This is a genomic window from Ruoffia tabacinasalis (assembly GCF_005864045.1).
GTDB classification, from domain to species: domain Bacteria; phylum Bacillota; class Bacilli; order Lactobacillales; family Aerococcaceae; genus Ruoffia; species Ruoffia tabacinasalis.
This window is the reverse complement of the sequence record NZ_VBSP01000003.1, coordinates 67,840-93,124: the sequence shown is the minus strand read 5'-3', so window position 1 is coordinate 93,124 and position 25,285 is coordinate 67,840. Positions and strand designations below refer to the sequence as shown.

At 34.3% G+C, this 25,285-nt stretch carries 22 protein-coding genes; 3 read left to right on the top strand and 19 right to left on the bottom strand.

Annotation, left to right across the window (positions count from 1 at the left end; all coding sequences use genetic code 11):
• Window positions 1-347 precede the first annotated feature (347 nt).
• The 6 genes from rpoD to tig all read right to left on the bottom strand — a co-directional run bounded on the left by rpoD (window position 348) and on the right by tig (window position 7,973).
• On the bottom strand, window positions 348-1,550 hold the full coding sequence (gene rpoD / locus FEZ33_RS02105; RefSeq protein ID WP_235888746.1) for an RNA polymerase sigma factor RpoD: 1,203 nt from the start codon (window positions 1,548-1,550) through the stop codon (window positions 348-350).
• A 13-nt stretch (window positions 1,551-1,563) separates the two neighbouring features.
• On the bottom strand, window positions 1,564-3,414 hold the full coding sequence (gene dnaG, locus FEZ33_RS02100; protein WP_138403737.1) for a DNA primase: 1,851 nt from the start codon (window positions 3,412-3,414) through the stop codon (window positions 1,564-1,566).
• 25 nt (window positions 3,415-3,439) lie between these two features.
• Window positions 3,440-4,696: an MFS transporter gene (locus tag FEZ33_RS02095; protein ID WP_138403736.1), complete on the bottom strand. Its 1,257-nt coding sequence runs from the start codon at window positions 4,694-4,696 to the stop codon at window positions 3,440-3,442.
• Window positions 4,697-4,716: 20 nt separating this feature from the next.
• Window positions 4,717-5,301, bottom strand: a complete 585-nt coding sequence (yihA, locus tag FEZ33_RS02090) for a ribosome biogenesis GTP-binding protein YihA/YsxC (RefSeq protein WP_138403735.1) — start codon at window positions 5,299-5,301, stop codon at window positions 4,717-4,719.
• Between the two features lie 17 nt (window positions 5,302-5,318).
• Complete coding sequence (gene clpX / locus FEZ33_RS02085) at window positions 5,319-6,563, bottom strand: ATP-dependent Clp protease ATP-binding subunit ClpX (protein ID WP_138403734.1); 1,245 nt, start codon at window positions 6,561-6,563, stop codon at window positions 5,319-5,321.
• Window positions 6,564-6,689: 126 nt separating this feature from the next.
• Window positions 6,690-7,973, bottom strand: coding sequence for a trigger factor (gene tig, locus FEZ33_RS02080; protein ID WP_138403733.1), 1,284 nt, complete (start codon window positions 7,971-7,973; stop codon window positions 6,690-6,692).
• Window positions 7,974-8,269: 296 nt separating this feature from the next.
• Here tig and recU point away from each other — a divergent pair, with 296 nt between their 5' ends.
• A complete protein-coding gene (recU, locus tag FEZ33_RS02075; RefSeq protein WP_438942999.1) occupies window positions 8,270-8,863 on the top strand; it encodes a Holliday junction resolvase RecU in 594 nt (197 codons plus the stop codon).
• Between the two features lie 27 nt (window positions 8,864-8,890).
• Window positions 8,891-11,434: a transglycosylase domain-containing protein gene (locus tag FEZ33_RS02070; protein ID WP_138403731.1), complete on the top strand. Its 2,544-nt coding sequence runs from the start codon at window positions 8,891-8,893 to the stop codon at window positions 11,432-11,434.
• 46 nt (window positions 11,435-11,480) lie between these two features.
• Here FEZ33_RS02070 and FEZ33_RS02065 read toward each other — a convergent pair whose 3' ends face one another.
• Window positions 11,481-12,155, bottom strand: a complete 675-nt coding sequence (locus FEZ33_RS02065; RefSeq protein ID WP_138403730.1) for a hypothetical protein — start codon at window positions 12,153-12,155, stop codon at window positions 11,481-11,483.
• Window positions 12,156-12,251: 96 nt separating this feature from the next.
• Here FEZ33_RS02065 and FEZ33_RS02060 point away from each other — a divergent pair, with 96 nt between their 5' ends.
• Window positions 12,252-12,842, top strand: coding sequence for an ECF transporter S component (locus FEZ33_RS02060; RefSeq protein ID WP_138403729.1), 591 nt, complete (start codon window positions 12,252-12,254; stop codon window positions 12,840-12,842).
• A gap of 72 nt (window positions 12,843-12,914) precedes the next feature.
• Here FEZ33_RS02060 and FEZ33_RS02055 read toward each other — a convergent pair whose 3' ends face one another.
• The 12 genes from FEZ33_RS02055 to der all read right to left on the bottom strand — a co-directional run bounded on the left by FEZ33_RS02055 (window position 12,915) and on the right by der (window position 25,229).
• Entirely contained in the window at window positions 12,915-13,718 is an 804-nt protein-coding gene (locus FEZ33_RS02055) for an IS3 family transposase (protein WP_171031248.1), read from the bottom strand.
• Window positions 13,708-14,223: a helix-turn-helix domain-containing protein gene (locus tag FEZ33_RS02050; protein ID WP_138403727.1), complete on the bottom strand. Its 516-nt coding sequence runs from the start codon at window positions 14,221-14,223 to the stop codon at window positions 13,708-13,710. Before FEZ33_RS02050 ends, FEZ33_RS02055 begins: the two co-directional genes overlap by 11 nt.
• 60 nt (window positions 14,224-14,283) lie before the next feature.
• On the bottom strand, window positions 14,284-14,898 hold the full coding sequence (gene nth, locus FEZ33_RS02045; RefSeq protein WP_138403726.1) for an endonuclease III: 615 nt from the start codon (window positions 14,896-14,898) through the stop codon (window positions 14,284-14,286).
• Between the two features lie 12 nt (window positions 14,899-14,910).
• A complete protein-coding gene (locus FEZ33_RS02040) occupies window positions 14,911-15,636 on the bottom strand; it encodes a DnaD domain-containing protein (RefSeq protein WP_138403725.1) in 726 nt (241 codons plus the stop codon).
• 88 nt (window positions 15,637-15,724) lie between these two features.
• The gene (gene asnS / locus FEZ33_RS02035; RefSeq protein WP_231606805.1) at window positions 15,725-17,008 is read right to left on the bottom strand and encodes an asparagine--tRNA ligase; all 1,284 of its coding nucleotides are present in this window, start codon (window positions 17,006-17,008) and stop codon (window positions 15,725-15,727) included.
• Between the two features lie 33 nt (window positions 17,009-17,041).
• Window positions 17,042-17,518 (bottom strand): PepSY domain-containing protein, encoded by a 477-nt coding sequence (locus FEZ33_RS02030; RefSeq protein ID WP_138403723.1) that lies wholly within the window; start codon window positions 17,516-17,518, stop codon window positions 17,042-17,044.
• A 91-nt stretch (window positions 17,519-17,609) separates the two neighbouring features.
• Window positions 17,610-20,144 (bottom strand): exonuclease domain-containing protein, encoded by a 2,535-nt coding sequence (locus tag FEZ33_RS02025; protein ID WP_138403722.1) that lies wholly within the window; start codon window positions 20,142-20,144, stop codon window positions 17,610-17,612.
• Window positions 20,145-20,154: 10 nt separating this feature from the next.
• The gene (locus tag FEZ33_RS02020; protein ID WP_138403721.1) at window positions 20,155-21,384 is read right to left on the bottom strand and encodes a CCA tRNA nucleotidyltransferase; all 1,230 of its coding nucleotides are present in this window, start codon (window positions 21,382-21,384) and stop codon (window positions 20,155-20,157) included.
• 1 nt (window position 21,385) lies between these two features.
• On the bottom strand, window positions 21,386-21,919 hold the full coding sequence (locus tag FEZ33_RS02015) for a YpiB family protein (protein WP_138403720.1): 534 nt from the start codon (window positions 21,917-21,919) through the stop codon (window positions 21,386-21,388).
• Window positions 21,920-21,923: 4 nt separating this feature from the next.
• Entirely contained in the window at window positions 21,924-23,258 is a 1,335-nt protein-coding gene (locus FEZ33_RS02010) for a tetratricopeptide repeat protein (protein ID WP_138403719.1), read from the bottom strand.
• A gap of 225 nt (window positions 23,259-23,483) precedes the next feature.
• Window positions 23,484-23,759, bottom strand: coding sequence for a non-specific DNA-binding protein Hbs (hbs, locus tag FEZ33_RS02005; RefSeq protein WP_138403718.1), 276 nt, complete (start codon window positions 23,757-23,759; stop codon window positions 23,484-23,486).
• Between the two features lie 153 nt (window positions 23,760-23,912).
• The gene (gene der, locus FEZ33_RS02000) at window positions 23,913-25,229 is read right to left on the bottom strand and encodes a ribosome biogenesis GTPase Der (RefSeq protein ID WP_138403717.1); all 1,317 of its coding nucleotides are present in this window, start codon (window positions 25,227-25,229) and stop codon (window positions 23,913-23,915) included.
• Between the last annotated feature and the right edge of the window lie 56 nt (window positions 25,230-25,285).

The window sequence follows — 25,285 nt, the reverse complement described above, 5'->3', positions numbered from 1 at the left end:
GTTGACCCCATTTCTACTCAAAAGTTGAGTAGAAATGGGGTCATTTAATTATTACTGGTAAACTATTCCGCAGACATTGGTAAATCTTCCCGCAAAGAGTGGTAAAAAGAACCGCACTACTGGTAAAGAACGTCCGCAATACTCAAGTAAAAGAGCGGTAGAATGTAAGTAAGCCATGTTGATTTCCTTTCTTATGTGTTTGCTCGTACTTACATCATAACGGAAATCACTGGCTTTTTGTGTATACAAAAATAGTGCTGGTGATTTCTCACCAACACTAAAAATTATAGAACCGTAAAAAGAGGCTATATCGGTTGATATTGCCTCTTTATCTTAAATTATGTATCCTACTCTAAGAAATCTTTTAATTGCTTAGAACGGCTTGGGTGGCGTAATTTACGTAATGCTTTCGCTTCAATTTGACGAATACGTTCCCGTGTCACTCCAAACACTTTACCTACTTGTTCTAAAGTGCGAATATTACCGTCATCTAAACCGAAACGAAGACGTAATACATTTTCTTCACGATCAGTTAATGTATCTAATACATCTTCCAATTGTTCTCTTAATAAAGAACTTGAAGTAAATGCTTCTGGACTCATAGCTCCTTCATCTTCAATGAAATCACCTAAATGAGAGTCATCTTCTTCACCAATAGGTGTCTCAAGAGAAACTGGTTCTTGGGCGATTTTAAGAATTTCACGGACTTTTTCAGTCGGTAAATCCATTTCAGCACCAATCTCTTCTGGTGTCGGTTCTCTCCCTAAATCTTGTAATAAGGTTCTTTGAACACGTACTAATTTATTAATTGTTTCTACCATATGTACAGGAATACGGATTGTTCTTGCTTGGTCAGCAATCGCTCTTGTGATTGCTTGACGGATCCACCACGTTGCATATGTAGAGAATTTGAATCCTTTATGGTAGTCAAATTTCTCAACAGCTTTCATTAAGCCCATATTACCTTCTTGAATTAAATCTAAGAATGACATACCACGTCCAACATAACGCTTAGCAATTGATACAACTAAACGTAAGTTTGCTTCTGCTAATTCTTGTTTAGCTAAGTCGTCGCCATCTTCAATTCGTTTTGCAATCGATACTTCTTCGTCTGCAGTAAGTAAATCAACACGACCAATTTCTTTTAAGTACATACGAACTGGATCGCTTACTTTAATCTTAGATACGGCTGCTGAAGACGCTGTTGTAGACTTGTCCCCTTTTTCTGCACGTACCATTTGTTGTTTAGTTGGTCCACCATCGTCACCAACGACCGCAATACCACTATCTTCTACTTGTTGAATTAATTTATCAATAGCATTTGCATCTAATTCATATGGACTTGCAATTGATTTCGTTAATTCATCATAATGAATTTGACCTAACGTTTTCTTTTCAGCAATTAATTGTTTCGTTGCTTGATCTAACGTAAGTGATAACTCATTACTTCTTTCTTCTTTTACATGCTCTTGTTGAGGATCTTTTTGCTCAATTGTTTTTCCATCTTGCTGTTGTTGCTGTTCTTCTTGAACTTGATCTTTTTCAGTCATATAAGTAAGCCCCCTAAATTTCTTTAATCTGACGCGTTAAATTCATGATTCTTGTTAAAGTATGATTCATTTCTGAATAATTTTGTTGTTTTTGATATTGAACAACTTTCTTTCTTAATTCATTGATCTCTTGTTGAATAAATTCTTGCTGTAAAACTTTGAAGCAATCATCTAATAGTTGACGAGTAAAATCGAATAATTCTTGTTCCCACATTAACGAAGTTAAAAAATGACTTACTTGGGTATCGTTTATTCTATCAATGATACCAGTGAGTGGCAAATGATTTCCTTCATAATAATATCGATCTAGCTCAAAAAATGCTTTACTTGTAAAATCATGAAAAAACACTGGAGGATTACTTAACTCTTCCATATAATCCCATGCCTCTTCGAAGTAAATCAAATAAAATATAATTTGTTTCTCACTATTATATGCTCGTTTTGATTTAATTTGTAAAGCAGGTTCTTGCGTAGTAATTGGCGCATTAGAATAACTAGATTGAGGTGGCTCCACACTATTATATTGTTCAGTAGGTTGATTGTAATTATTCGGTCGAATATCACGAGCGCGATTGACCTGTTCGGTAATAATCGTCTCCGAAAGATGATACTCATTCACTAAATCATTAATTCTTAATTGTTGTTCAATAGGTGATTTGATTTGGCTAATTAATTCGATAACTTTTTCAATATATTGTGCAAGTTCATATTCATCGTTTAAATTGTAATCTTTCTTAAAAAACTCTCGATTAAACTCAAATTGTGAAATACTTTGATTGATTAATTGTTGGAAACTTTCTTGCCCGTGTTCCTTAATCCATTCATCAGGGTCAAGTTTATTAGGTATTTGAATTGCTTTGATTTCTGCATTCGTTATCCCTTGAGCAGTCTGAAAAGCTCGACTTGTTGCTTTTTGCCCAGCATCGTCGCCATCAAAGGCAAAGATTAAAGTGTTCGTCATTTTACTTAATTGTTTTAAATGATCCTCCGACAAACTTGTCCCCATCGAAGCAACTACATTCTCGTATCCAGCTTGGTATAAACTAATGACGTCCATGTAACCTTCTGCAATTAACACTTTATTCTGATTACGAATGGGTAATCTTGCGTTGTCTAAATTATAAATTAACTTACCCTTTTTAAAAATATTCGTCTCAGGTGAGTTCAAATACTTGGCCGACTTATCACTATTCTCTTGAAAGACACGCCCAGAAAACGCCACAACATCTCCGCGACTATTACGAAGCGGAATGATAATACGGTTACGAAAACGATCGATTAATTCGCCAGAGTCTGCCATATAAAAAATACCAGAATCAACAAGCTGTTCGGATGTAAATCCAGCCTTTTGTAAATATTGGACTAACAATTGTGAGTTACTTGGCGCTAAGCCAAATTGAAACACTTCTAACACTTCTTTTGTTAGCTGCCTTTGAATTAAATAATCATAAGCTTCTTCACCATTATTTGTACTCATTAAGTAGTAGTGATAAAAATCGTTTGCTTTTTCGTGTATATCATATAAATAACTGAATTCTTGCTGTTTTGACGGCTGAGCTTGAATATATTTTTCATCAACAGTAATATTCGCAAACTCAGCTGCTTTTGCTACAGATTCAGTAAAAGAAATACCTTCAATTTCTTGTAAGAAACCAAAGATATTCCCCCCTCTCCCACAACTAAAACATTTATAAATTTGTTTAGGCTGTGATACTGAAAAAGAAGGATTGTTATCCTCATGAAAAGGACATGAGGCCATGTAGTTAGTTCCACGCTTATTCAATTGAACATATTGTCCAATGAGTTCAACGATATCAACATTACTTTTAACCTCGTTGATAACTTCCTCTGGAATATAACTCAATTGAAATCACCTCTATTATTTCAAGTTAATTATTGTAACTTTTGCTTGGTTTTGCCATGTATAACAGAATCGCACCGATAATAAATTGCACGATTAGAGCAAATAATCCTTTTAAAGAATCACCTGTTATCTGCGCTACAATTCCTAAAATAGTCGTACCTAATACGGAAGAAAATTTCCCAAAAATATTATAGAAACCATAAAACTGATTACTCTTCTCTCTAGGGATAATCTGGCCAAAGTATGATCGACTTAAACCTTGAATTCCACCTTGAGCCGTTCCAACTAGTACAGCTAAAATCATGAAATCAGTAAATGAATCTAAGCTTAATCCGAAAATACAAATAACTATATAAGTAGCAATACCAACAAATAACATCGTTCTAGTACCAAATCGTCTAGCTAAATATCCGTACATAATTGAACACGGGAATGCGACGATTTGAACAACTAACAACATGATAATGAGTTCATTTGCTGATAAGCCTAAATCAGTACCTACTGAAGTGGCCATCGCAATGATTGTTCCGACACCATCAATATAAAAGAAATAACCAAATAAAAACAAATATATATGTGGATATTTCTTTAATTCTTTTACTGTAGCAGTTAATGACTTCACCGTCGTTTGAACAATACCTTCAGTCTTTTCTAAGTAATTCACTTGATTTACATTCTTCCAATACGGAATAGTAAAGATAAACCACCAAGCCGCTGTAAGTAAAAATCCAATATTGACAGTAACATTCGCAGGGAATATCCCTGTTAATTGGAACACCATAAATATTAAAAACGGAAACACACTTCCGATATAGCCTAAACCAAAGCCAGTTGAACTGACTTGGTCTAATCGTTCCGGTGTCGTTACGTCCATAATCGAACTATCATAGAATATATTCGCTACGTGAAAACCAAATGAAGAAATCGCATAAACAACTAGCAATAATAACCAGTTACCATTTCCAATAAACATCATTGAAAATACAGCTATGATACCTAAGAGTGTTGAAATTGTGAATAAAGGTTTTCGATACCCTTTATAATCAGCACTCGTCCCAAGAAATGGGGCTAAAACAGCTGTTAGAACCGTTGCGATCGCATTAGTATAACCAAGGTAAGCCGTTGAATCTGCCCCACTTATACCTGCTGCATCGGCAACAGACTTATAAAATATTGGGAATATGGCTGTTGTGATCATTAAAGAATAGGCTGAGTTTGCCCAATCCTGAAACATCCAACTCCACTCTGCTTTATTAAACTGACCTTTTAGTTGCTTAAACATTTTATTCTCCTGTTCTCTTGTTAGTTGATTTGACTTTCAATTACTTCCCAAATATCATCTTTCCCCTCAGCTGTTTCTGAAGAGAATAAAAACAATGCATCACTCGTTGGTAATTCTAGCTTTTTAGTAAACATCGAAATATGTTTATTTCGTTGGCTTCTTTTAATTTTATCAACTTTGGTTAAAACAATTGCATATGGAATGTCTAATTCATCAGCAAATTCTTTCATTTGAATGTCTAATTCTGTCGGTTCGTGACGGAAGTCCATTAATAACAAGAGCGTCACTAAATTATCTCGGTTTGTTAAATATTCAGTTATCATCTTAGCCCATCTAGCCCGGTCTGTTTTGGATACTTTCGCATAGCCGTAACCAGGAACATCTACAAATCGAAATTTATCATCCATATTATAGAAATTTAACGTTTGTGTTTTCCCTGGTTGGCCAGATGTTCTAGCTAAGCCTTTTCTTTCAATCAACGTATTAATAAACGATGATTTTCCTACATTTGATCTTCCTGCTAAAGCTATCTCAGGTTTATCCATAGAAGGATATTGATCAAGCTTTACTGCAGTTATTTCGAGTTTTGGATTTTGTACTTTCATATTATGCTGCCTCGCTTTTATGAAATTTTTCGATTGTCAATATTATAGTATTCAGGTTTATGTGCACCTTCGACATTTTCCTTCGTAATAATTATCTTAGCGATATCTTCACGACTTGGCACTTCGTACATAATTTCTAACATCACATTCTCGATGATTGATCTTAAACCACGTGCACCCGTTCCACGTTCAAGCGCTTGTTGCGCAATGGCTTGTAGAGCTTCCTCTTCAAATTCAAGGGCAACATTATCCATTGATAATTGTTTTTTGTATTGTTTAACAAGTGCATTTTTTGGTTCTGTTAGAATTGAAATTAAATCTTCTTCTGTTAATTTCTCTAAAGCTGCTGTAATAGGAATACGTCCAATGAATTCAGGGATTAATCCGAATTTAAGTAAATCTTCAGAAGTTACTTGTTGCATTAAACTTTTCGTTTCATCAACTTTCCCAGTTGTTTTCCCAAAACCGATGACTTTGCTTCCTAATCTTTCTTTCACAATCGTTTCGATCCCATCAAAGGCACCCCCAACGATGAATAAGATGTTCTTAGTATCTAATTTTAAGAATTCTTGGTTTGGATGTTTACGTCCACCTTTAGGAGGTATATTTGCTTCTGTACCTTCTAATATTTTTAATAAGGCTTGTTGGACACCTTCACCACTGACATCTCGTGTAATTGATACATTTTCACTTTTTCTAGAAATTTTATCAATTTCATCAATATAGATGATTCCTTTTTCAGCGCGCTCCATATCATAATCAGCTGCTTGAACTAATTTTAATAGAACGTTCTCAACATCTTCCCCTACATAGCCTGCTTCAGTTAATGTCGTTGCATCAGCAATCGCAAATGGAACATTTAATGTTTTCGCCATTGTTTGTGCTAAGAATGTCTTACCTGATCCAGTTGGCCCGATTAAAGCGATGTTACTTTTTTGTAACTCAACTTCATCATCATCCATCATATTTTGGTTCACTCTTTTATAATGATTATAAACAGCAACTGAAAGTGATTTTTTAGCTGCATCTTGTCCGATAACATAATCATCTAAAACGTCTTTAATTTCGCTTGGAATTAACATTTTTACAGGTTCATGAGTTCTTTCACTTTTCAGTTCTTCGTCGATAATGTTTTTACATAATTCGACACACTCATCACAAATATATACATCTGGTCCTGCAACAATTTTATTAACCTCATCTTGTGATTTTCCACAAAACGAACAATAGAAATTAGTCATATCCGATGTTTTTTTTGCCATTTATTATCCTCCTTAATTCTTTTCAATATATAAATAACATCAAAAGAGGGATGCAAAGAAGCCCCAAATTAAACACTAGTGACTCTTGCAATCCCTCTATAATATTAATCTTTAATCCTTACTATCTTACTTTTCTTCTGCAGAGTCAACAATGATGCTCATTGCTTTCTTCATCTTGATATCTGAATCTAACATGTCGTCAGAAACAAATCCACGAACTTGGTCAACTTCCATACCATATTGTTCAGCAAGAGATTTTACTTCTTCTTCTTTTTCTTCGTCGCTTACTTCAAGATTTTCAGCTTTAACGATAGCTTCTAATACTAAGTTTGTCTTAGTACGTAATTCAGCTTCTTCTTCGAATTGATCATGTAAGTCTTGAGATGTTGTACCAGTAATTTGGTAGTACATTTCAGGTTGAATACCTTGACGACTTAAGTTATTTAAGAAGTAGTCCATTTGACGGTGAATTTCTTCATGAACCATAGCCCATGGAACGCCACCTTCAACTTCTGCATTGTCAACAGCTTGGCGTAAAGCTAAGTCTTCAAAGACTTCTTTAGCTGCTTGTTGTTTTTCTTCTTCTAATTGAACTCGAATTTTGTTCTCTAATTCTGCTAAAGTTTCAACTTCGTCATCTACGTCTTTAGCAAATTCATCATCTAATTCAGGTAATTCAGTAGCTTTAACTTCGTGTACTGTTACTTTGAACACAGCTTCTTTACCAGCTAACTCTTCAGCTTGGTATTCTTCTGGGAAAGTAACGTTAACATCTACGTTATCGCCAGCTTTAGTTCCAACTAATTGCTCTTCGAAACCAGGAATAAATGAATTTGATCCTAATTCTAATGAATGATTTTCTGCTTTACCACCATCGAATGCTTCAGTATCTACGAAACCTTCGTAATCGATAACGACAGTATCACCATCAACCGCTTCTGAGTCTTTAACAACTAATTCTGCTAATTTCTCTTGGCGAGATTTGATTGCGTTTTGAACGTCTTCTTCAGTGACTTCAGTATCTTGTTTCTCTACTGAAAGTCCTTTATAATCACCAAGTTCAACATCTGGTTTTAATGTAACTTCTGCTTTCATTACCCAAGGTTCTTTTTTACCGATTGTTTCGATATCAAGTTTTGGTTGTCCAACCACATCTAAACCTGCTTCTTTAACAGCAGCTTCATATGCATCCGGTAATACAGCGTTTAAAGCTTCGTCATATAAAGCTTCTTCACCATACACGTTGTTAAAAATTTGACGTGGAACTTTCCCTTTACGGAAACCTGGAACTGATACAGTTTTTTGTACTTTTTTAAAGGCTTGGTCTAATCCTTTTTTTACTTCCTCTTGAGGAATTTCAAAAGTTAATGTACCTTCATTGCCTGTTGCTTTTTCAAAATTTGTAGTCATTAAGTTAACCCTCCAACACTTCTTGTTTTACATACCTTTGTATTCTAACCGATAATTGCCCTTTTGTAAACAGTTTTACTCAACAATTCGTACAGATATAGCCTACGCAAGTCTTTTTTCAATATAATATCACATATTATTCATATTTCAACATGCAACTTATGATAAAATAAAATCTATGTTTGAATAAATGTTTATTATTTTTGTCAATTGGATTAAATTTATATTTTATCTCTATTTTACCTATCTAACAGTTTAATAATTAGTTATAATGAAAAATAGTGATAAGGAGTGACATCATGGTGAAATATCCAATGGGACATGGTCCTAAAAAACAAATCAAGTTAAAACGAAACAAGAAAATAAACTATGGAAGTCGGGGAATGTCTTTAGAAGAACGCTTAAATAAAAGTAATGAGTATTATCTGACTCATAATTTAGCAGTTATTCATAAGAAGCCCACTCCGATTCAAGTTGTTCGCGTAGATTATCCAAAGCGAAGTGCTGCTCGGATTACAGAAGCATATTACCGTCATGCTTCCACTACGGATTATAACGGTGTATATCAAGGCAAGTACATCGATTTTGAAGCAAAGGAAACTAAAAACAAAACTAGCTTTCCTTTATCTAACTTACCAGAACATCAACGAGAACATATGCTTTCTTGTTTAGATCAAGGCGGTATCGCCTTTTTGATTGTATCGTTTAGTGAATTAGATGAAATTTATTTACTGCCTTATCAATATATACATCAATATATAAAAAATAATGACAAACAAAGTCTAACTTATGATTTTATCAAGGATAATGGTTATGAATGCCCTACGGGTATTTTTCCAATGATTGATTACTTAAAAGCTCTTGATAAATACTTGTTAGAAAAAAATTAAAGTTACTTTGTAGAAAGGATGTCGTAAATGGCAACTGGAAGTCGTGTAGAACGCAAAAAATATAGAAATAAAAATAATAATAAGGAAAACAAAAATAAACGCAATCGAAAACCTAAGAAAATCGTCAAACGAATTTTCATTTTACTCATTATGCTTTTTTTCATTGCCGTCATTGGTGGTGCGGGAGTTTTCGGTTATTACGCAATGAATTCCCCTGAAATTAGTTTTAGTGATTTACAAGGTCAAGTTTCGAGTAAGATATATGATAAGTCTGGTGACTTAGTTAAGGAACTTGGGGGGCAAAATAAAGATGTCATGGAAGCCTCAGAAATCCCACAAGTATTAGAAGATGCGGTTATCGCTATTGAAGATACTCGTTTTTATAATCATAATGGTGTCGACCCGATAAGAATTGTTGGTTCACTAATTGCAAACCTTCGAGCTGGAGGTATTGTTCAAGGTGGTAGTACAATCACTCAACAATTAGTAAAACTATCTGTATTCTCAACTGATTTCCAAGACCAAACATTAGAACGTAAATCTCAAGAAGCTTGGCTCGCAATGCAAATTGAACAAGAATATAGTAAAGATGAGATTTTAACTTTATATTTAAATAAACTATTCTATTCAAATAATGTCTATGGTGCCAAAACGGCTGCTAAGGAATTCTTCGGTAAAGATATTCAGGAGATTAATTTAGCCGAAGCTGCCCTTTTAGCTGGTCTTCCTCAAGCACCTTCTACTTATGATCCTTATACGAATCCTGCAGAAGCTAAAGAACGTCGAGATTTAGTACTCGCAGTTATGTTAGATAGAGGAATGATTTCTCAACAGCAACATGATGAATCAGTGAATACTTCAATTGAATCAATGTTAGTACAATTATCTGATAGCTCAACGAAAAAAGTTGACTTAGTCATTGATGCTTACTTAGATGTTGTGGCTCAAGAAGTGCAAGATAAGATGAATGTCAACATCTATACCGATGGCGTTGAAGTTTATACGAATATGGACTTTCAAGCTCAAGAGAAGCTTTATGATACGGTGAATAATAATGAAGCAGTTGTCTTCCCTGATGATCAAATGCAAACGGCTGCTTCTATTGTAGATGTCGATAATGGGCAATTAGTTGCCTTAATCGGTGGTCGTAAACAAGAAGTAGCGATGGGCTTAAACCGTGCAAATACATTGAATCGCTCAATTGGTTCAACTATGAAACCTTTATCTGCCTATGGCCCTGCCCTAGAATACTTAAACTTCTCTACAGGTACATTGGTCGTTGATGAACCATATACGTACTCAAGCGGTCAAGAATTTTATAACTATGACTTTGAATATGAAGGTAATATGACACTTCGTGAGGCTTTAGCCGGCTCACGTAATATTCCGGCTTTAAAAGTGCTTCAAGCGGTTGGGTTAGATAATGCCTATGCCTTTTTACAAAAGATGGATATCAATATCCTCAATGACAACAAACGTGAATTAGTCGAAGCAAACGCTCTAGGTGGAGAAATTACACCTATTCAATTGTCAGCAGCCTATGCTGCCATTGCAAACTATGGTGAATACAATAAGCCATATACGGTGAATCGTGTTGTTACTTCTGCTGGTACTGAAGAAGTATTCGAAACTGAAACGCGTCAAGCAATGAAAGATACTACCGCTTATATGTTAACAGACATTCTAAAAGGTGTGCCTGGTGTATTTGCTAGTAGTTCTGATATTGAAGGTATTTACCATGCTGGTAAAACTGGGACAACGAATTATACTGAGGACCAGTTAGCAGCCCTTGGTTTAAACCAAGGAACATATGCTGCTCCTGATGGTTGGTATGTTGGAATGAGTCCACAGTATTCAATCAGTTCTTGGGTGGGTTATGATAATCCAAATGAACCTGGTAATTACTTAACCCTTGAAGAAACTGCTATTCCTCAGCATATCTATCGTGAAATGATGACATATCTAATGGCAGATGTACCAGTAACAGATTGGGAGAAACCAGAAAGTATTGTTGAAGTAGAAATTGAAAAATATACTGATCCAATATTATTACCGGGACCATATACGCCTGCTGAAGCTAAATCAAACGAATTGTTTATTAGAGGTCAAGAACCTACTGAACAATCGCTTGCTTATGGTCGTTATATCAATCCACCAACTGGATTTTATGCAGAATATGATCAAGAGAATCAAGTGATTAATGCTCAATGGGGACCATTGACTGAATCTGGACAGTTTGAATTATCTGTTAACGGACAAATTGTTTACACCGGAACGAACACTGCATTCCAAATTCCTGCAGCAAGTGATGGTGAATATGTCTTAAGATTAAGAATCGTTGATGGTAATAGTAGTTCTGACGTAATGGTCATTACACTTACGCTAACAACTCAGGAAGATTCTTCCGAGGATGAATCTGAAAGTGAAGATGAAACAACTTCTTCCGATGATGAATCAGAAGAATCTACGCCAGAAGGAACTGAATCCGAACCAAATGGGAATGAATTACCTGAAGAAGAAAGTCCGAGTGTTTTCGGTACGGAATCTGAATCAGAAAATAATCCTTGGTAACAAAAAGAGTGAATGAGAATAAAATCTCATTCACTCTTTTTTGCTTTTATGGTGATAACCATCGACCAATTTGTTGGTCGGAATGATAAACAGCATTCTCTTTATCTTCTTCACTTACTTCAAGGTCACTTAAACTTTGAGGTATTATATATGATTCTAAAAATACCGATGAGGGATTAATAAAACCAATGGTTTCAAACTGTTGATCATCTAGATGATATTGAACTCCTAGTCTCTGCGGTTCATCTACCTGATCAGAGAAACTTAAGATACGTTGGGAAGTATAGTATATATCCCCTTTAGCTTCTATATAATAATAAGTACCATCACTCCCCTTGTATTCGACCTCTTCAGATAATTGATCTTCATCATAAAAAGGTAAAGCTTCAAAATACTTCTTCATATAACCTTGCTTATAAAGAGACAGTTCTGAATAGGAATAAGGAAAGTCAAAAAATATTTTCTTCTCATATGTGCGATTAGCAGCATTAATATAACTATTTAAATCAATCATTTCATGATGCTCTTCGTAACCTCGGTAGACAAATACTCCGGTTATAAGCCAGAAAATAATCGTCACTAACGCGATAATTTGTACGATTCTTTTTTTTATATAAGCGATTGAAGCAAAAAATATAATACCTAATACGCAACTAATCGTGACAAATATCCACATATCCGTAAAATAAAACTGTTCCATTTCGAGCCATTGTTCAAACATTTTGCCGTTCCCAATCTAAAGTCATCTAATTTATCTATTATAATTTTATAACTATATGATATAATAATTTACATGATAGTTATAAGGAGTTAAATCATGAAAAGTAGTTATTCTAATAATAACGCAAGAAGACTAGTTATTCTAGGTCTTTTTATTGCATTAATCATCATTCAAAGTTGGGTGCCATTCCTTGGCTTTATTACGATTGGCCCTATTGCCATGACTATTATTCCCATTACGGTAATTTTAAGTACATTGTGGCTCGGTACACGCGATGGTATGATTTTAGGCCTAGTTTTTGGTTTAAATTCACTCGTTCGAGCATGGCTTATTGGTAATCCAATTGAAAGAATGATCTTCACTTCGCCTTTAGTTAGTGTTTTACCACGAATTCTCATGCCGCTTCTATTAGGATTATGTATTAAATATATTCTTGATCGTTTTCCTGATTCTACTAAAGGTGCTGTTGCAGGCTTTGTTGGTAGTATCTTAAATACAATTTTAGTTCTTGGCGCTATTGGAATCTTCAAACCTACAGAATATATCGGAGCCATTGATGGCGCAAATGTTAGTCAAATATGGCCGATTTTATGGGGAATTGTCACAGCCAATGGTATTCCAGAAGCGATTTTAGCAACAATTATTACACCCATTATCTTCATTGGGGTTAATCGCTCAAGACGATAATAAAAAACAGCTTCGAAGTGAATTCACTTCTGTAGTGAACCCTTAAAAACGGACTTTAATTGAATATTTTTTCTAAGCGGCTTGTAACCTATATTGAATAGGCGACAGGCCGTTTAGTTTTGTTTTAATTCGTTCGTGATTGTACCAGTAAATATATGATCTGATTCGTGCTTCTAACTCCTCGATACTTTCGAAAGTTTCACCGTAGTACATTTCTTGCTTCAATAAACCAAAAAAGTTTTCCATCGGTGCATTATCTAGACAGTTCCCTCGTCGAGACATACTCTGACAAATGTTGTTTTCTTCAAGTAGCTTGACCCATGACCTGTGTTGATAATGAAATCCTTGGTCGGTGTGTACCATTAAGTCGTGTTGCTCAGGTAACTTTGTTAATGCATCTTCAAGCGATTGATTGGTAAATTTAACTGTCGGAGATTGACTGAGACTATACGCGATAATTTCACTATTATAGAGATCCATGATCGGCGATAAATACAATTTACTTTCTGAATGGGCTACTTTAAATTCGGTCACATCACTCACCCAAACCTGATTCGGTTCTTCCGTAACAAATTGGCGATCCAGATGATTATCAGCGATGGTTCCAACTTCTCCTTTGAATGAACTATATCGACGACTTTTACGGCGGAATTTCACACACAAGAGCTGATTTTCTCGCATAATTCTTAAGACACGCTTATGATTAATTTTACGTCCTCGCTGATTTAGAGCTAAGGTGACCCTGCGATACCCATAACTTTGACTTGACGCTTCAATGATTGCTTTAATTGCTTCGATGAGTGTATTCTCTTCCGTATCCTCCTCGGGTTGATTTAATTTCGCTTTCCATTCATAGAATGAACTTTCAGGCTGCAATCTTATGTATTATTATATTGCCATAAACATACGCGTTCTCCGCTTCTAAATACATAGTTTTTTCCCTTAATTCAATAAGTTCTTCTAGTTCAGATTGTGATAGGTTTCGAGGTTGCTTATCTTGATGAGTCATTGCACGGTCTCCTTTGTTTTTTGGACGTCCCGGTGCCCCAGTTAAGCCTTCAAACCCTTGACTATCATACGCTCTCTGCCAGTTGGCAATCGTGGAGCCTTGTTTGATATTAAAGTGTTCAGCCGCTTCTCTATAAGACACCTGATGTATGTGTCTATAGTTTAAAACAGATAACGTGAATTCGCCACTATATTTCGTTTTAGACAAGCTATTTTCAATCCCAGCCTCACCATACATTTGATATTGATAACACCAATTTTTAATTGTACTACGTGCCACACCATATTTTTTAGCTAAGCTCTGTTGTGAAACACCCGCTTCATTTTCTTTAACTACCGTCAATCTTAGCTCTTTATTATATTCTTTTTCCATCTAAAAACCCCCTAAATCCATGTCCGGATTCAGGGGGTCACTACATTCGAAGCTGTTTTTCTATACGTCTTCTAAATATTCATAGCACTTCTTACTTCTAGCAGTACAGTAATATCTTCCGAATAAAACGAGCAACTGATGTGCATGACTCCAATATTCTTCAGGTAATTTTTCCATTAATATCTTCTCAACTTGTACTGGAGTAGCATCTTCAGGTACGATATTTAACCTCTTGCATACTCTTTCAACATGGGTATCTACAGCAATTGCTGGTGTATCAAAAACAACTGAAAGAACAACATTTGCTGTTTTTCGTCCTACTCCAGAAAGTGACATCAAATCTTTTCGATTATCAGGAATCTTCCCATTAAATTTATCAACTATATCTTTAGCCGCACTTACTAAATACTTCGCTTTATTACGATAAAGTCCCAGTGTTTTAATGTATGGTTCGACTTCTTGTGCTGTGACTTGACTCATTGATTCTGGATCGGGAAAAGCTTCAAATAAGGCAGGAACTATCTTATTCACTTGTTTATCTGTTGATTGTGCACTTAACATTACCGCAACTAACATGTGGAAGGGATCTTCATAATCCAATTCAGATTTTGCATCTGGAATTAAACGATCCATACGGTGGATAATATCAAGTACTTCTTCTGAATTTAAGGTCATATGTCTCTCCTATTAATTGTTGTCCCAGTAATTAAGTGGTATTTCGATATGCTCATATTGTGAATCATCCACCATTTGTGAATTATTCTGATTATTTCGATTCTCAAATCGCTCAATGTCTCTTTGAGCTTCATCTGCTGTTCGAATATTTTTCTTTTCCCAATTAAGTAAGATACGGTCAATGTATTTTAAACTCAGCGCTTGGTTTAAAACTGCTTGTTTTAAAGCTAATTGAACTAACTTTTCATCATATTTAGAAATGTTTACCCAGTCATTTAATGTTTCTAATTCAATCTGAGTTAATTGTCTTCCAAATTCTTGTTCAAATGATGTGACTATATTCAGCCCTTCATTTTGGGGAGCCGAATGGTTCTTTTTCGTATTTTGTGCGCTTTGGGCACTTTGTTGGAAGTTTATCTCATCTAATTTGTCGAACAACGGTCTTAATGTATAATGATCCGTTTGTTTGCCTTCACTATTTGGCACCAATTCGATTTCTAGGAAGTCTTTGTTCATGAGTTGACTTAGTGTGTCGCTCACTTTGTGGCTACTCCAACCAAGATCGATGGATAGACGGTTCATATCTTCAGATGATTTTCCTCGATTGATTTGAGAAAAAATATATAATAATAAAACCATCTGATCACCGGTTAATTCAAGTTGATGGTATTGATCAAAAAGAATGTTAGGTACTGAAGTAAAACCGTCTTTAATCCAATCATAGGCAGTGCTTCTCATATAGTCTTTAACTCCCTTCTTTTAAAATTTTCCCTATAAACGCATAAAAGCCATCTGAAAATGGCTTTTACACATTAAATAATTTGTCTTATGGATATAAACGGTTTAATAATCTTGGGAATGGGGCTGTTTCTCTAATATGCTCAATTCCAGATAACCAAGCCACTACTCGTTCAAGACCCATTCCAAACCCACTATGTGGTACGCTACCATAACGTGAAATATCTAAATACCATTGGTAAGCATCTAAGTCTAAACCAAATTTAGTAATATTTTCTTTCATGATTTCGTAATCATTCTCACGCTCTGAACCACCAATGATTTCACCATAACCTTCAGGTGCAATCATGTCGGCACATAATACTGTACGAGGATCTTCAGGATTAATCTTCATGTAGAATGGTTTAATTGCTTTTGGATAGTTAACAATAAAGATTGGTCGATCGTATTTGCTGGCAATAAATGTTTCATGAGGTGAACCAAAGTCATCTCCCCATTCAATATCATCGAAGCCATTCTCTGTTAATAATTCAATTGCTTCTGTATAAGATACACGTGGATATGGTAATTTCGTATATTCTTCTAAGGTAGCAACATCACGTTCTAAAGTAGATAAAGCTGAACCACAATGATCAATCACATTACGTACAACAAAAGCAACATACTCTTCTTGTACTTTTAAACTTTCCTCATGATTGTAGTTTGCCATTTCAGGTTCCATCATCCAAAATTCAATTAAATGACGACGTGTTTTTGATTTTTCTGCTCTAAACGTAGGACCAAAGGAGAATACTTTACCAAAAGCCATAGCCGCAGCTTCTAAGTATAATTGACCACTTTGTGATAAGAAAGCATCTTCATCAAAGTATTTCGTATGGAATAACTCTGTTGTTCCTTCAGGTGAGCTTCCAGTTAGAATTGGTGGGTCCACTTTAATGAAACCACGGTCATTATAAAATTCATATGTAGAGCGAATGATTTCATTACGAATTTGCATAATAGCGTGTTGTTTTGATGAACGTAACCATAAGTGACGGTGATCCATTAAGAAATCTGTTCCGTGGTCTTTAGGTGTAATTGGGTATTCATGACTTTCACCAATCACTTTAATTGATTCAACTAACAGTTCATAACCTAAACTTGAACGATCATCTGTTTGGATAACACCTGTTAATTCAACACTTGTTTCTTGTCCTAAGTGTTTAACTAACTCAAATGTTTCTTCACCTACTTGGTTTTTTAACACGACACCTTGGAAGTACTCGTGTCCATCGCGTAGTTGTAGGAAAGCGATTTTCCCACTACTTCTTTTGTTTGTAACCCACGCATGAATTTTTACTTGTTTATCTACATAGTCGCCTGCTTGACGCATTGTAATTGTATCCACAATATTCCCCCTAAATTCTTAAATATTAGCGATAGATTGAATCCACTCGCCATTTGACGCATTAATATAATAATACGATAGTGTATTATTCTCAGCTTTAAATGAAATCTCCCAAACGGGTTGATTATTCATCATCCCAAGTCGAGGTTGTAATAGTTTCGTTGGGTCATTTTCACTGAGTGTAATCGATAAGGCATCTTGATGAGATATGATATCTTGAGAAGTATAATATTGAATATCTCCTCCGTCTTGCGTAACAATTGCATATATTTGATTACCATTCTCATCTGTAAAATCCAGTGTAAAGTATGATTCATCAATAGTTACCCAATAGAAATCGTTAACTTCTTCGACATTATAATCTAAAGAAACTAACTCGACAGTTTCCTCCTGAGCTTGCACCATCGAACCCATACTTTGCGAATAGATAAATAATAATGCAACAAGTACAATTAACAGTAAAACTGTTAATCCTGATACTACTTTACGGTTCAACGTTTGGCCTCCTTCCGATATTTCTTTCTAATTTCATGACCGTTATATAATAACATATTTTTGATGTAAATTGAATAAACACATGAAGTAGTTAGTTCAATATATTAATTTCAACCATTGATTCTAATTGATCTAATATTTCTTTTGTATAGTACTTTGTATATAAACGCTTATCTAAAATATAAAGTTTTTCATTCGCATAATTGTTACTAATAAAATTGATGACGTTTTTAATTCTTTGAATCATTTGTGGTAGCAATATATCATCAAATAATTCCGTTTGATCTTTTGTTTTCTTTAGATAATGATACTTCGCTTGTATTTTAGTTTCACCTGGAGATTGGAAAGGTAAATTATATAACAGAACTGAAATTTCAGTTTGATTATCTCCCCAAAGAAGTTCAGTAAAGCTTCTTTCTCTGAGAATGACAATAACTTTTTCAGTTTCATATATCCGCCTTCTAATTCGATTTAAACTTCCAGTTATGGACTCAGCTAAGATATGATAATCTTGAGAAATTTCGTCATTAAGAATTAACTTATGGAAAAGATCTGAAACTAAAAACTGATTCGGCATAATAATTATAATTTTATCGCCTAAATGCTTACGATCACTATTTATAAAGTCAGATAAATCAGAAATTCGTGTTGCATTATCTTCACCTTGAATAAATTCAACTGGATGATTTAGAATATGTCTATTTTCTTTAAATAATGTTGGTAGTTTTAAATAATCAAATGCTGAGTCGAGTTGGATCCAATTGGAATCTCCAGTCATTCTAGAATTATAATAGTTTCCTGAACTGACTAATAATGCACTTTGCATATCAAGCAGCCAAGTAAGACTTTCTTTCTTAATAAGAATAGGCTTCACTTGAATTGATATATTATAAAACTTGTTATTCACTCGTGTTGCGCTGATTGTCATATAATTTTTTTCGTCATTCATCAAATTCATTTGTTCTAGTTGGTTAATAAAACGGTGTAATGGTAGAACTTGTTGATTCATTTTCTTCAGCTTTTCTGACTCAATAACTAATTGCTTATAAAAGCCAGCTAATTTAGTTCTAATCTTATTGGCAAAGTCCATGATCTTCTTCGCGTCATCGGATTCAATATTCACGTAAGTTTGAACATTTTCTTGTTGGATTGTGTTATCAAACGGTTCTTCTTTTAGTATATTGCTGATTATCGAGATTAAGTTATTACTTAAATCTCTCATCGATTGAATCTCTTTGCTTAAATGAACAACATATTGATTATCACTGTAAATTTGTTGCATATCATCAAATAAATTAAGTAAATGATTACTCAAATCACTCAATTCAATATTACTCTGTTGAATATAGCGAGCAGAGTCAATAAAGGAATTAACATTACCTATAATCAGATGTCGATTGAATAAATACTCTGTCTGTTCTCTGTTTTTTTGCATCATACTGTGTAAATTAGCGTCATAAGTGATGATGATATTTGCTTTTTTAGCATTTTTAATCACATTATGGAAATTAGAATGGTTCTTTACTAATAAATCGTTCGCTTGGTGCTTACTTAACAAGTTTTTAATAGACAATTCTTTATTAATTTCGCTAAAATCACCGAATTTTGACAAAGCTTGCCAATGTATAGATGCCGCTATAACGAGTAATTCCTGTTGATTATTACGCTTGAAATTATATTGAAGAATATAATTCTCAAAAGCTTTTTCATGTAAATAATTTCCTTGTGACTTTAATAAAGCAATCTTTTCTAAAGTAGTTTGCCTTATAATCACGTCACTCCAATAATTTGATTCATCTAATGTAGGCAAAGATAATAAATAACGCCCCTCTTTTAAGATGCTTTCATTAAATATCACGTCATATGGAATGGGACGATGTGTATCTTCTAAGACAGCATAAGGATGGTTTTGCCATTTTTCATAAATAAATTCTGAAAGGGTTTGATTCTGTTTAGGTAAGTTTTCACTTTCTAAATCTACATCCGCTCTTTTGTCACTAACAATGTCGTTTAAAATAAACTTATCTGGATTAGTGAAAAATTCTATTTCGTTATATCTCAAATGCCTTAAAAATGGTTCCATTCGACCAAGAGTCTCAACCGGAATTTCTTTCGCAATTTTAGCTAACTCACTCACAATATCTGCAGTGATTAATGCATCTGAATAGGCATCATGAGCTTCACTATATTCTAAATTAAAATGACGACTTAAATCCGTTAAATTAAATCCGATTGCTGTTGGGACGATGATTTTCGCAAGGACCACTGAATCTAGTGCGATAGGATCAAATTCTAAATCAAATCTTTCAAAACTTTCTTTAAGTATGCGTAAGTCAAAGCCTAAATTATGAGCAATAAAGACACAATCTTTCAGCCTCTCATGCCATAAAGTCGCTACACTATTAAACTGTGGTGCATTGGCCACATCTTCTTCTTTAATACCTGTTAACTTTGCAATATGTTCTGGAATCTCACGATTAGGATTTATTAACATCGAATATGTATTAACAATATTGCCTTCAGATATAATAATTGCTCCAATTTGGATGATTCGATCACCCTCGTCAATATTGGGCCCGGTTGTTTCAATATCAACGATTGCAATTTTATTCTTTAACCTAGGCATACAAACACTCCTAATCTATACTGCCACTATTTTTTATATAAGCTTCAATCATACTATAAGTATTTTCTAGTTCCATTTCAATGATTAATCGTTCAATCTTATCTAACCATGCCCCAATTTCTGGACCGCCTTTTTTAAGATCAAGGATTGTCATAACATCTTTCCCATTAACGGCAATATCTTTTTTGCTTTTTATTGGTAATGCGTTGTAAATATCTTCGACAAATTTATGGTCAATACGTTGAGTTTCAAATAAAAAGTCCTCAACACGTTGAATATTTGAGAAGTCATAATTGTAAACTTCCCAACTTGTGACATGTTCCTCTTTAAAGTAGTCAAACAATTGAATCATTTGGATCACATCTTTGATAAAAGCATTACTATGTGTCCATTCTTTTAAAAAACTACGAATTGTTTCTGGCTGAATGATTCCCATATGTTTTAACATTCTAGCCCAGACTAAGCGCTCATCACGTAAAGCATTTGGTGTGTCTTTAAAATCTTTACTTAATTCAGACATAACTGTTCCTGCTAACTCTTGCGTAAATCCTGGCAAGTATTCAGCTAACCCTGTGTTGACGAGTAACTGGGATTTTTCAGTAAAAGAATTTCCAAGTAAAAATTTACTAAATTCTATTCTGATTCGTTCAATTGAAATATGTTGTAAATTTGCTTTTAAAGCTTGAATCGCATTAAATGACTCTTGTTCAATCTCAAAACCTAACTGAGAGGCAAATCGAATCGCTCTCATCATTCTTAAAGCGTCTTCTAAGAAGCGCTCCTGCGCATTACCAACACATCTGATTAGATGGTCATTTAAATCCTTTACACCGCCGTGGTAGTCATATAATTCGCCTTGGCGATCAAATGCCATCGCATTAATTGTAAAATCACGTCTTAACGTGTCTTCTCTTAAATTACGAACGAAATTTACTTCATCTGGCCGTCTATAATCAGTATAGTCGCCTTCCGTTCTAAATGTTGTTATTTCATAAGGCGCTTTATCCACAACAACAACAATTGTCCCATGTTCCTTACCGACATCAAACGTAATCGGAAACATAGCTTCAACTTCTTCTGGTCTTGCACTGCTTGCAATATCAATGTCATTAATTTTTTTATTTAATAATGTATCTCTTACACAACCCCCAACAAAATAAGCCTCATATCCATGAGACTCAATTTGTCCTAATACAGGAATTGCTTCTTGAAATAATGGATCTGTCAGTGATACAAACATATTATTCACCTTTCAATTTTTCAATTTGTTTTAAATAATAACTCACTTTATCAAAATCGTATTTCTCTAAAGCGGTATTTAAATCTTTATTTAATAAAGACAGTTTCGTCTCCAATGAAATCTGATATAGACTATCTTCTAAGTCCATCAAAAATTGTAGATTTTCCGGGATATACGGATTATCTTCAAAAACATCAAACCTATACAGTTGTTGATAAAGATGAGGAATATCCACTTCGACATAAAAATCTTGCTTTGAAAAACGATGATTCAAGCGAATATCATGAAAGGCTTGGTCGCTCAATGTATAACTTAGCTGTTCTTTATAATACATAAAAGGCAGTTGTGTATTCGGATTAAAGGAAATGTAAATTCCACGAGGAGCATACTTTGCCCCTTCAGAGAATAGTATATTATTCATTAGCTCAGAATTTGTTGATAGAAATTGCAATAAATAATTCACAGACGGATTAGAATGTTGGTAATTTGAAATTAACCATTTTAAAAATTGTCTTTTCCTTTCATTTCTCTCCATTTTCTTACTCCCACTCTTTATATTCATCTAAGTCAGATAAGTCATTTTTAGATTGAATTTCTTTACTCAAAGCTTTTAATTTTGGTATATCATAAAACGTATTGTTATATTGATTCACGACTTCTAATGCCTTCTCAACTTCTTTATTCGTAAAATAAAAATTAGCTAGACGGAAAGCTAATTCCTCGTGAGGAAGTAAGTAATCAAGTGCAATTAAATAATCTTCTTCTGCTTTATCCTTAAGACCCAAAGCTTCATAAACAATCGCAAAATGATAACTCATATATTCATGATCAATTTGCTGCCCTTCAAATACTCGTAAAAAATGTAAGGCCTGTGCCGCATCACTTTTACTTAAGTAATAATTTACGATAATGTTAATTGCCAAATAAAAATCTTCACTATTATCAATTAAGTTTGTATAATCGACGAGCTTTTCTATGATGTCATCATTTAAATGATCCACATCATCGGCTACTTTTGCTATGTTTAATATCATTGGATCTAAGGGTGGTAATGTTTTAGCTGACCATGTTAATTCTTTATATAAATTAGATTTCTGTCCAGTAGTTTTGTATAAATCAATTAAAAGAATTGAATAATTTATATTATCCGAATCTTTTTGTAGTGCCTTTTTCGCGTAATCAATCGCTTTATCGAATTGAAATAATGTCTTATATACATTAGCAAATACGAAGAATTCATCTTCAGTTTCTAATGGAATTCGCTCATCTTTTTCAAGTTTTTCAACAGCTGCTAAGTCAATAATTTCTTTTAAAGACTCAACTTCAACTAATTTCAGTCGAACATCACGAATATTTTCATAATCATCTAAATACTCATACACCGCTCTATAATAATTTTCTGCTTGACTAATATTTTGCTGTTCTAAGTAAATATCTCCTAAATCTTCATAGGCTTCCCCTAGTGTCGGATAGCTTTTAATAATCTTGCGATACATATCAATCGCTTCAGTATGACGATTTAGCTTTTTAAGTAATCTTGCTTCCAATAATTTGAGTTCAGGGTCTTCATTGTCGGATTTCGCTAAATCTAACCAATAAAAGTACGCCTTGTCATAGGCTTCATATTGGTACAATTTACTCACAATTTGCTTAGCATATTTCTTATATTTTTTTAATTCAAATAATTCAATTAATACAGTCAGTCCTTGATCGACTGATCCTGTTTTGAATAGTATATCGGCTAAGCTTTCTAGTGCGGGTATATAACTACTATCTTCACTCGCTCTTTCTATATAATCAATAATAACTAACCGTTGTTCTTCAATGGTATCTACATTGCCTAATTCTTCTAAAATCTCATCTAGGATTGTCATTATCAAACCCTCCTTTACTCATTCTTATTTATTATACCACCGACATGTATTGTTGCCAAAATTAATCGGCGAATAATTGAATATTATGTGTCGTATATTTAAATTGGGAGGAATGAACAAAAGATATAATATAGAAATATTTAGTCCACAATTGGTCCACTAGAGCGCTAATATCCAAAAAGAAAACCCCTAAAGCCTTGTGGCTCTAGGGGTTAAAAGCTTGAATTATTTTACAGCTTCTTTTAATGCTTTACCAGCTTTGAATCCTGGTACTTTACTTGCTGGAATTTGAATTTCTTCTCCAGTTTGTGGGTTACGACCTTTACGAGCAGCTCTATCACGAACTTCAAATGTACCGAAACCGATAACTTGAACTTTGTCGCCAGAAGCTAAAGTTTCTTCGATTGTTTCGAATAACGCTTCAACCGCTGCTGTTACGTCTTTCTTAGTTAAGTTAGTTTTTTCTGCTACTTTTTCTACTAATTGTGCTTTATTTGCCATTAGTATTCCTCCTTATATAAATCCTCATATTTGAGATATTTGAAATATACGACATCTCTTTAACGGATATTTCATTTATAAGAATAACACATAAAAGCTTATAATACAACGTTTTACACTATTCTTGAGTAAATCTAAACTAATATTTAAGCATTATGAACGCGCACGTGTAATTATATGTACCGGAGTACCTTCAAAATAGAAACTTTCACGTAACTGATTCTCTAAAAAGCGTTCATAACTGAAGTGCATTAACTCAACATCATTCACAAACACAACAAATGTTGGTGGGTTGATCGCAACTTGTGTCATATAGTAGATTTTTAAGCGTCTACCTTTATCCGTTGGTGTTGGATTCATCGCAACAGCATCCATTACTACGTTATTCAATACAGAAGATTGAACACGTCTTGCGCGGTTCTCGTGAATCATATTAATTAGTTCAGGTAGTTTATTTAATCTTTGTCCTGTTTTTGCACTCACAAATAAGATAGGTGCAAAACGTAAATATTGAAACTCTTTACGAATTTCTTTAGTAAACTCGTCGAACTTATTATTACTTTTGTCAACGGCATCCCATTTGTTAACAATAATAATAATACCTTTACCTGCTTCATAAGCATAACCTGCGACACGTTTATCTTGTTCGATAATTCCAGTTTCAGCATCTAATACCATACAAACAATATCACTTCGTTCAATTGCTGATAAGGCACGCATAACACTATACTTTTCAGTGTTTTCCCAAACTTTACCTTTTTTACGAATCCCTGCGGTATCAATCATTGTATATTCTTTACCATCAGCTGTCTTGAACTTAGTATCAACTGCCTCACGGGTGGTTCCTTCAATATTTGATACAATCACACGTTCTTCCTTCAATATTGAATTCACTAAACTAGATTTACCTACATTAGGACGTCCAATAAAACTGAATTTAATTGAATCATCGTCATCTGTATCACTAGAATCTTCTGGAAACATTTCCACTATCTTATCTAATAAATCACCAATTCCGGTACCATGTGAACCAGATATTGGGATAGGATCACCTAAGCCTAAAGTATAGAAATCATAAATCATTTGGCGTTGTTCAGGATTATCTGCTTTATTAATCGCTAGAACAACTGGTTTATTTGTTCGATGTAATCTTTGGGCTACTTCTTCATCCTCAAGAGTGACACCTTCTCTGACACTCGTCACCATTACAATGACATCCGCTTCATCCATGGCTAAGTCTGCTTGGTAACGCACTTGATTCATTAATGGCTCATTACTCATATCAATACCACCGGTATCAATCAAACGGTATTCTTTACCAATCCACTTACCTGTCGCATAAATACGGTCACGAGTTACTCCAGGATGGTCTTCTACAATCGATACTCTCTCTCCAATGAGTCGGTTGAATATGGTTGATTTACCAACATTCGGTCGACCTACTAAAGCGACTACTGGCACTTTACTCATTCATTTCACCTCCATAAATTAAGAAAAGACTGACTAATGAAAAGTCAGCCTCGTTC

Coding starts and splice junctions, on each gene's coding strand:
- asnS (WP_231606805.1), bottom strand. CDS start 17,008: ATGCGTCAAGCAGGCGACTATGTAGATAAACAAGTAAAAATTCATGCG.
- FEZ33_RS02025 (WP_138403722.1), bottom strand. CDS start 20,144: ATGCCTAGGTTAAAGAATAAAATTGCAATCGTTGATATTGAAACAACC.
- yihA (WP_138403735.1), bottom strand. CDS start 5,301: ATGAAAGTACAAAATCCAAAACTCGAAATAACTGCAGTAAAGCTTGAT.
- FEZ33_RS02070 (WP_138403731.1), top strand. CDS start 8,891: ATGGCAACTGGAAGTCGTGTAGAACGCAAAAAATATAGAAATAAAAAT.
- FEZ33_RS02040 (WP_138403725.1), bottom strand. CDS start 15,636: ATGAGAAGCACTGCCTATGATTGGATTAAAGACGGTTTTACTTCAGTA.
- FEZ33_RS02095 (WP_138403736.1), bottom strand. CDS start 4,696: ATGTTTAAGCAACTAAAAGGTCAGTTTAATAAAGCAGAGTGGAGTTGG.
- FEZ33_RS02010 (WP_138403719.1), bottom strand. CDS start 23,258: ATGACAATCCTAGATGAGATTTTAGAAGAATTAGGCAATGTAGATACC.
- nth (WP_138403726.1), bottom strand. CDS start 14,898: ATGACCTTAAATTCAGAAGAAGTACTTGATATTATCCACCGTATGGAT.
- clpX (WP_138403734.1), bottom strand. CDS start 6,563: ATGGCAAAAAAAACATCGGATATGACTAATTTCTATTGTTCGTTTTGT.
- FEZ33_RS02050 (WP_138403727.1), bottom strand. CDS start 14,223: ATGGAAAAAGAATATAATAAAGAGCTAAGATTGACGGTAGTTAAAGAA.
- FEZ33_RS02020 (WP_138403721.1), bottom strand. CDS start 21,384: ATGTTTGTATCACTGACAGATCCATTATTTCAAGAAGCAATTCCTGTA.
- hbs (WP_138403718.1), bottom strand. CDS start 23,759: ATGGCAAATAAAGCACAATTAGTAGAAAAAGTAGCAGAAAAAACTAAC.
- tig (WP_138403733.1), bottom strand. CDS start 7,973: ATGACTACAAATTTTGAAAAAGCAACAGGCAATGAAGGTACATTAACT.
- FEZ33_RS02015 (WP_138403720.1), bottom strand. CDS start 21,919: ATGGAGAGAAATGAAAGGAAAAGACAATTTTTAAAATGGTTAATTTCA.
- FEZ33_RS02060 (WP_138403729.1), top strand. CDS start 12,252: ATGAAAAGTAGTTATTCTAATAATAACGCAAGAAGACTAGTTATTCTA.
- FEZ33_RS02065 (WP_138403730.1), bottom strand. CDS start 12,155: ATGTTTGAACAATGGCTCGAAATGGAACAGTTTTATTTTACGGATATG.
- der (WP_138403717.1), bottom strand. CDS start 25,229: ATGAGTAAAGTGCCAGTAGTCGCTTTAGTAGGTCGACCGAATGTTGGT.
- rpoD (WP_235888746.1), bottom strand. CDS start 1,550: ATGACTGAAAAAGATCAAGTTCAAGAAGAACAGCAACAACAGCAAGAT.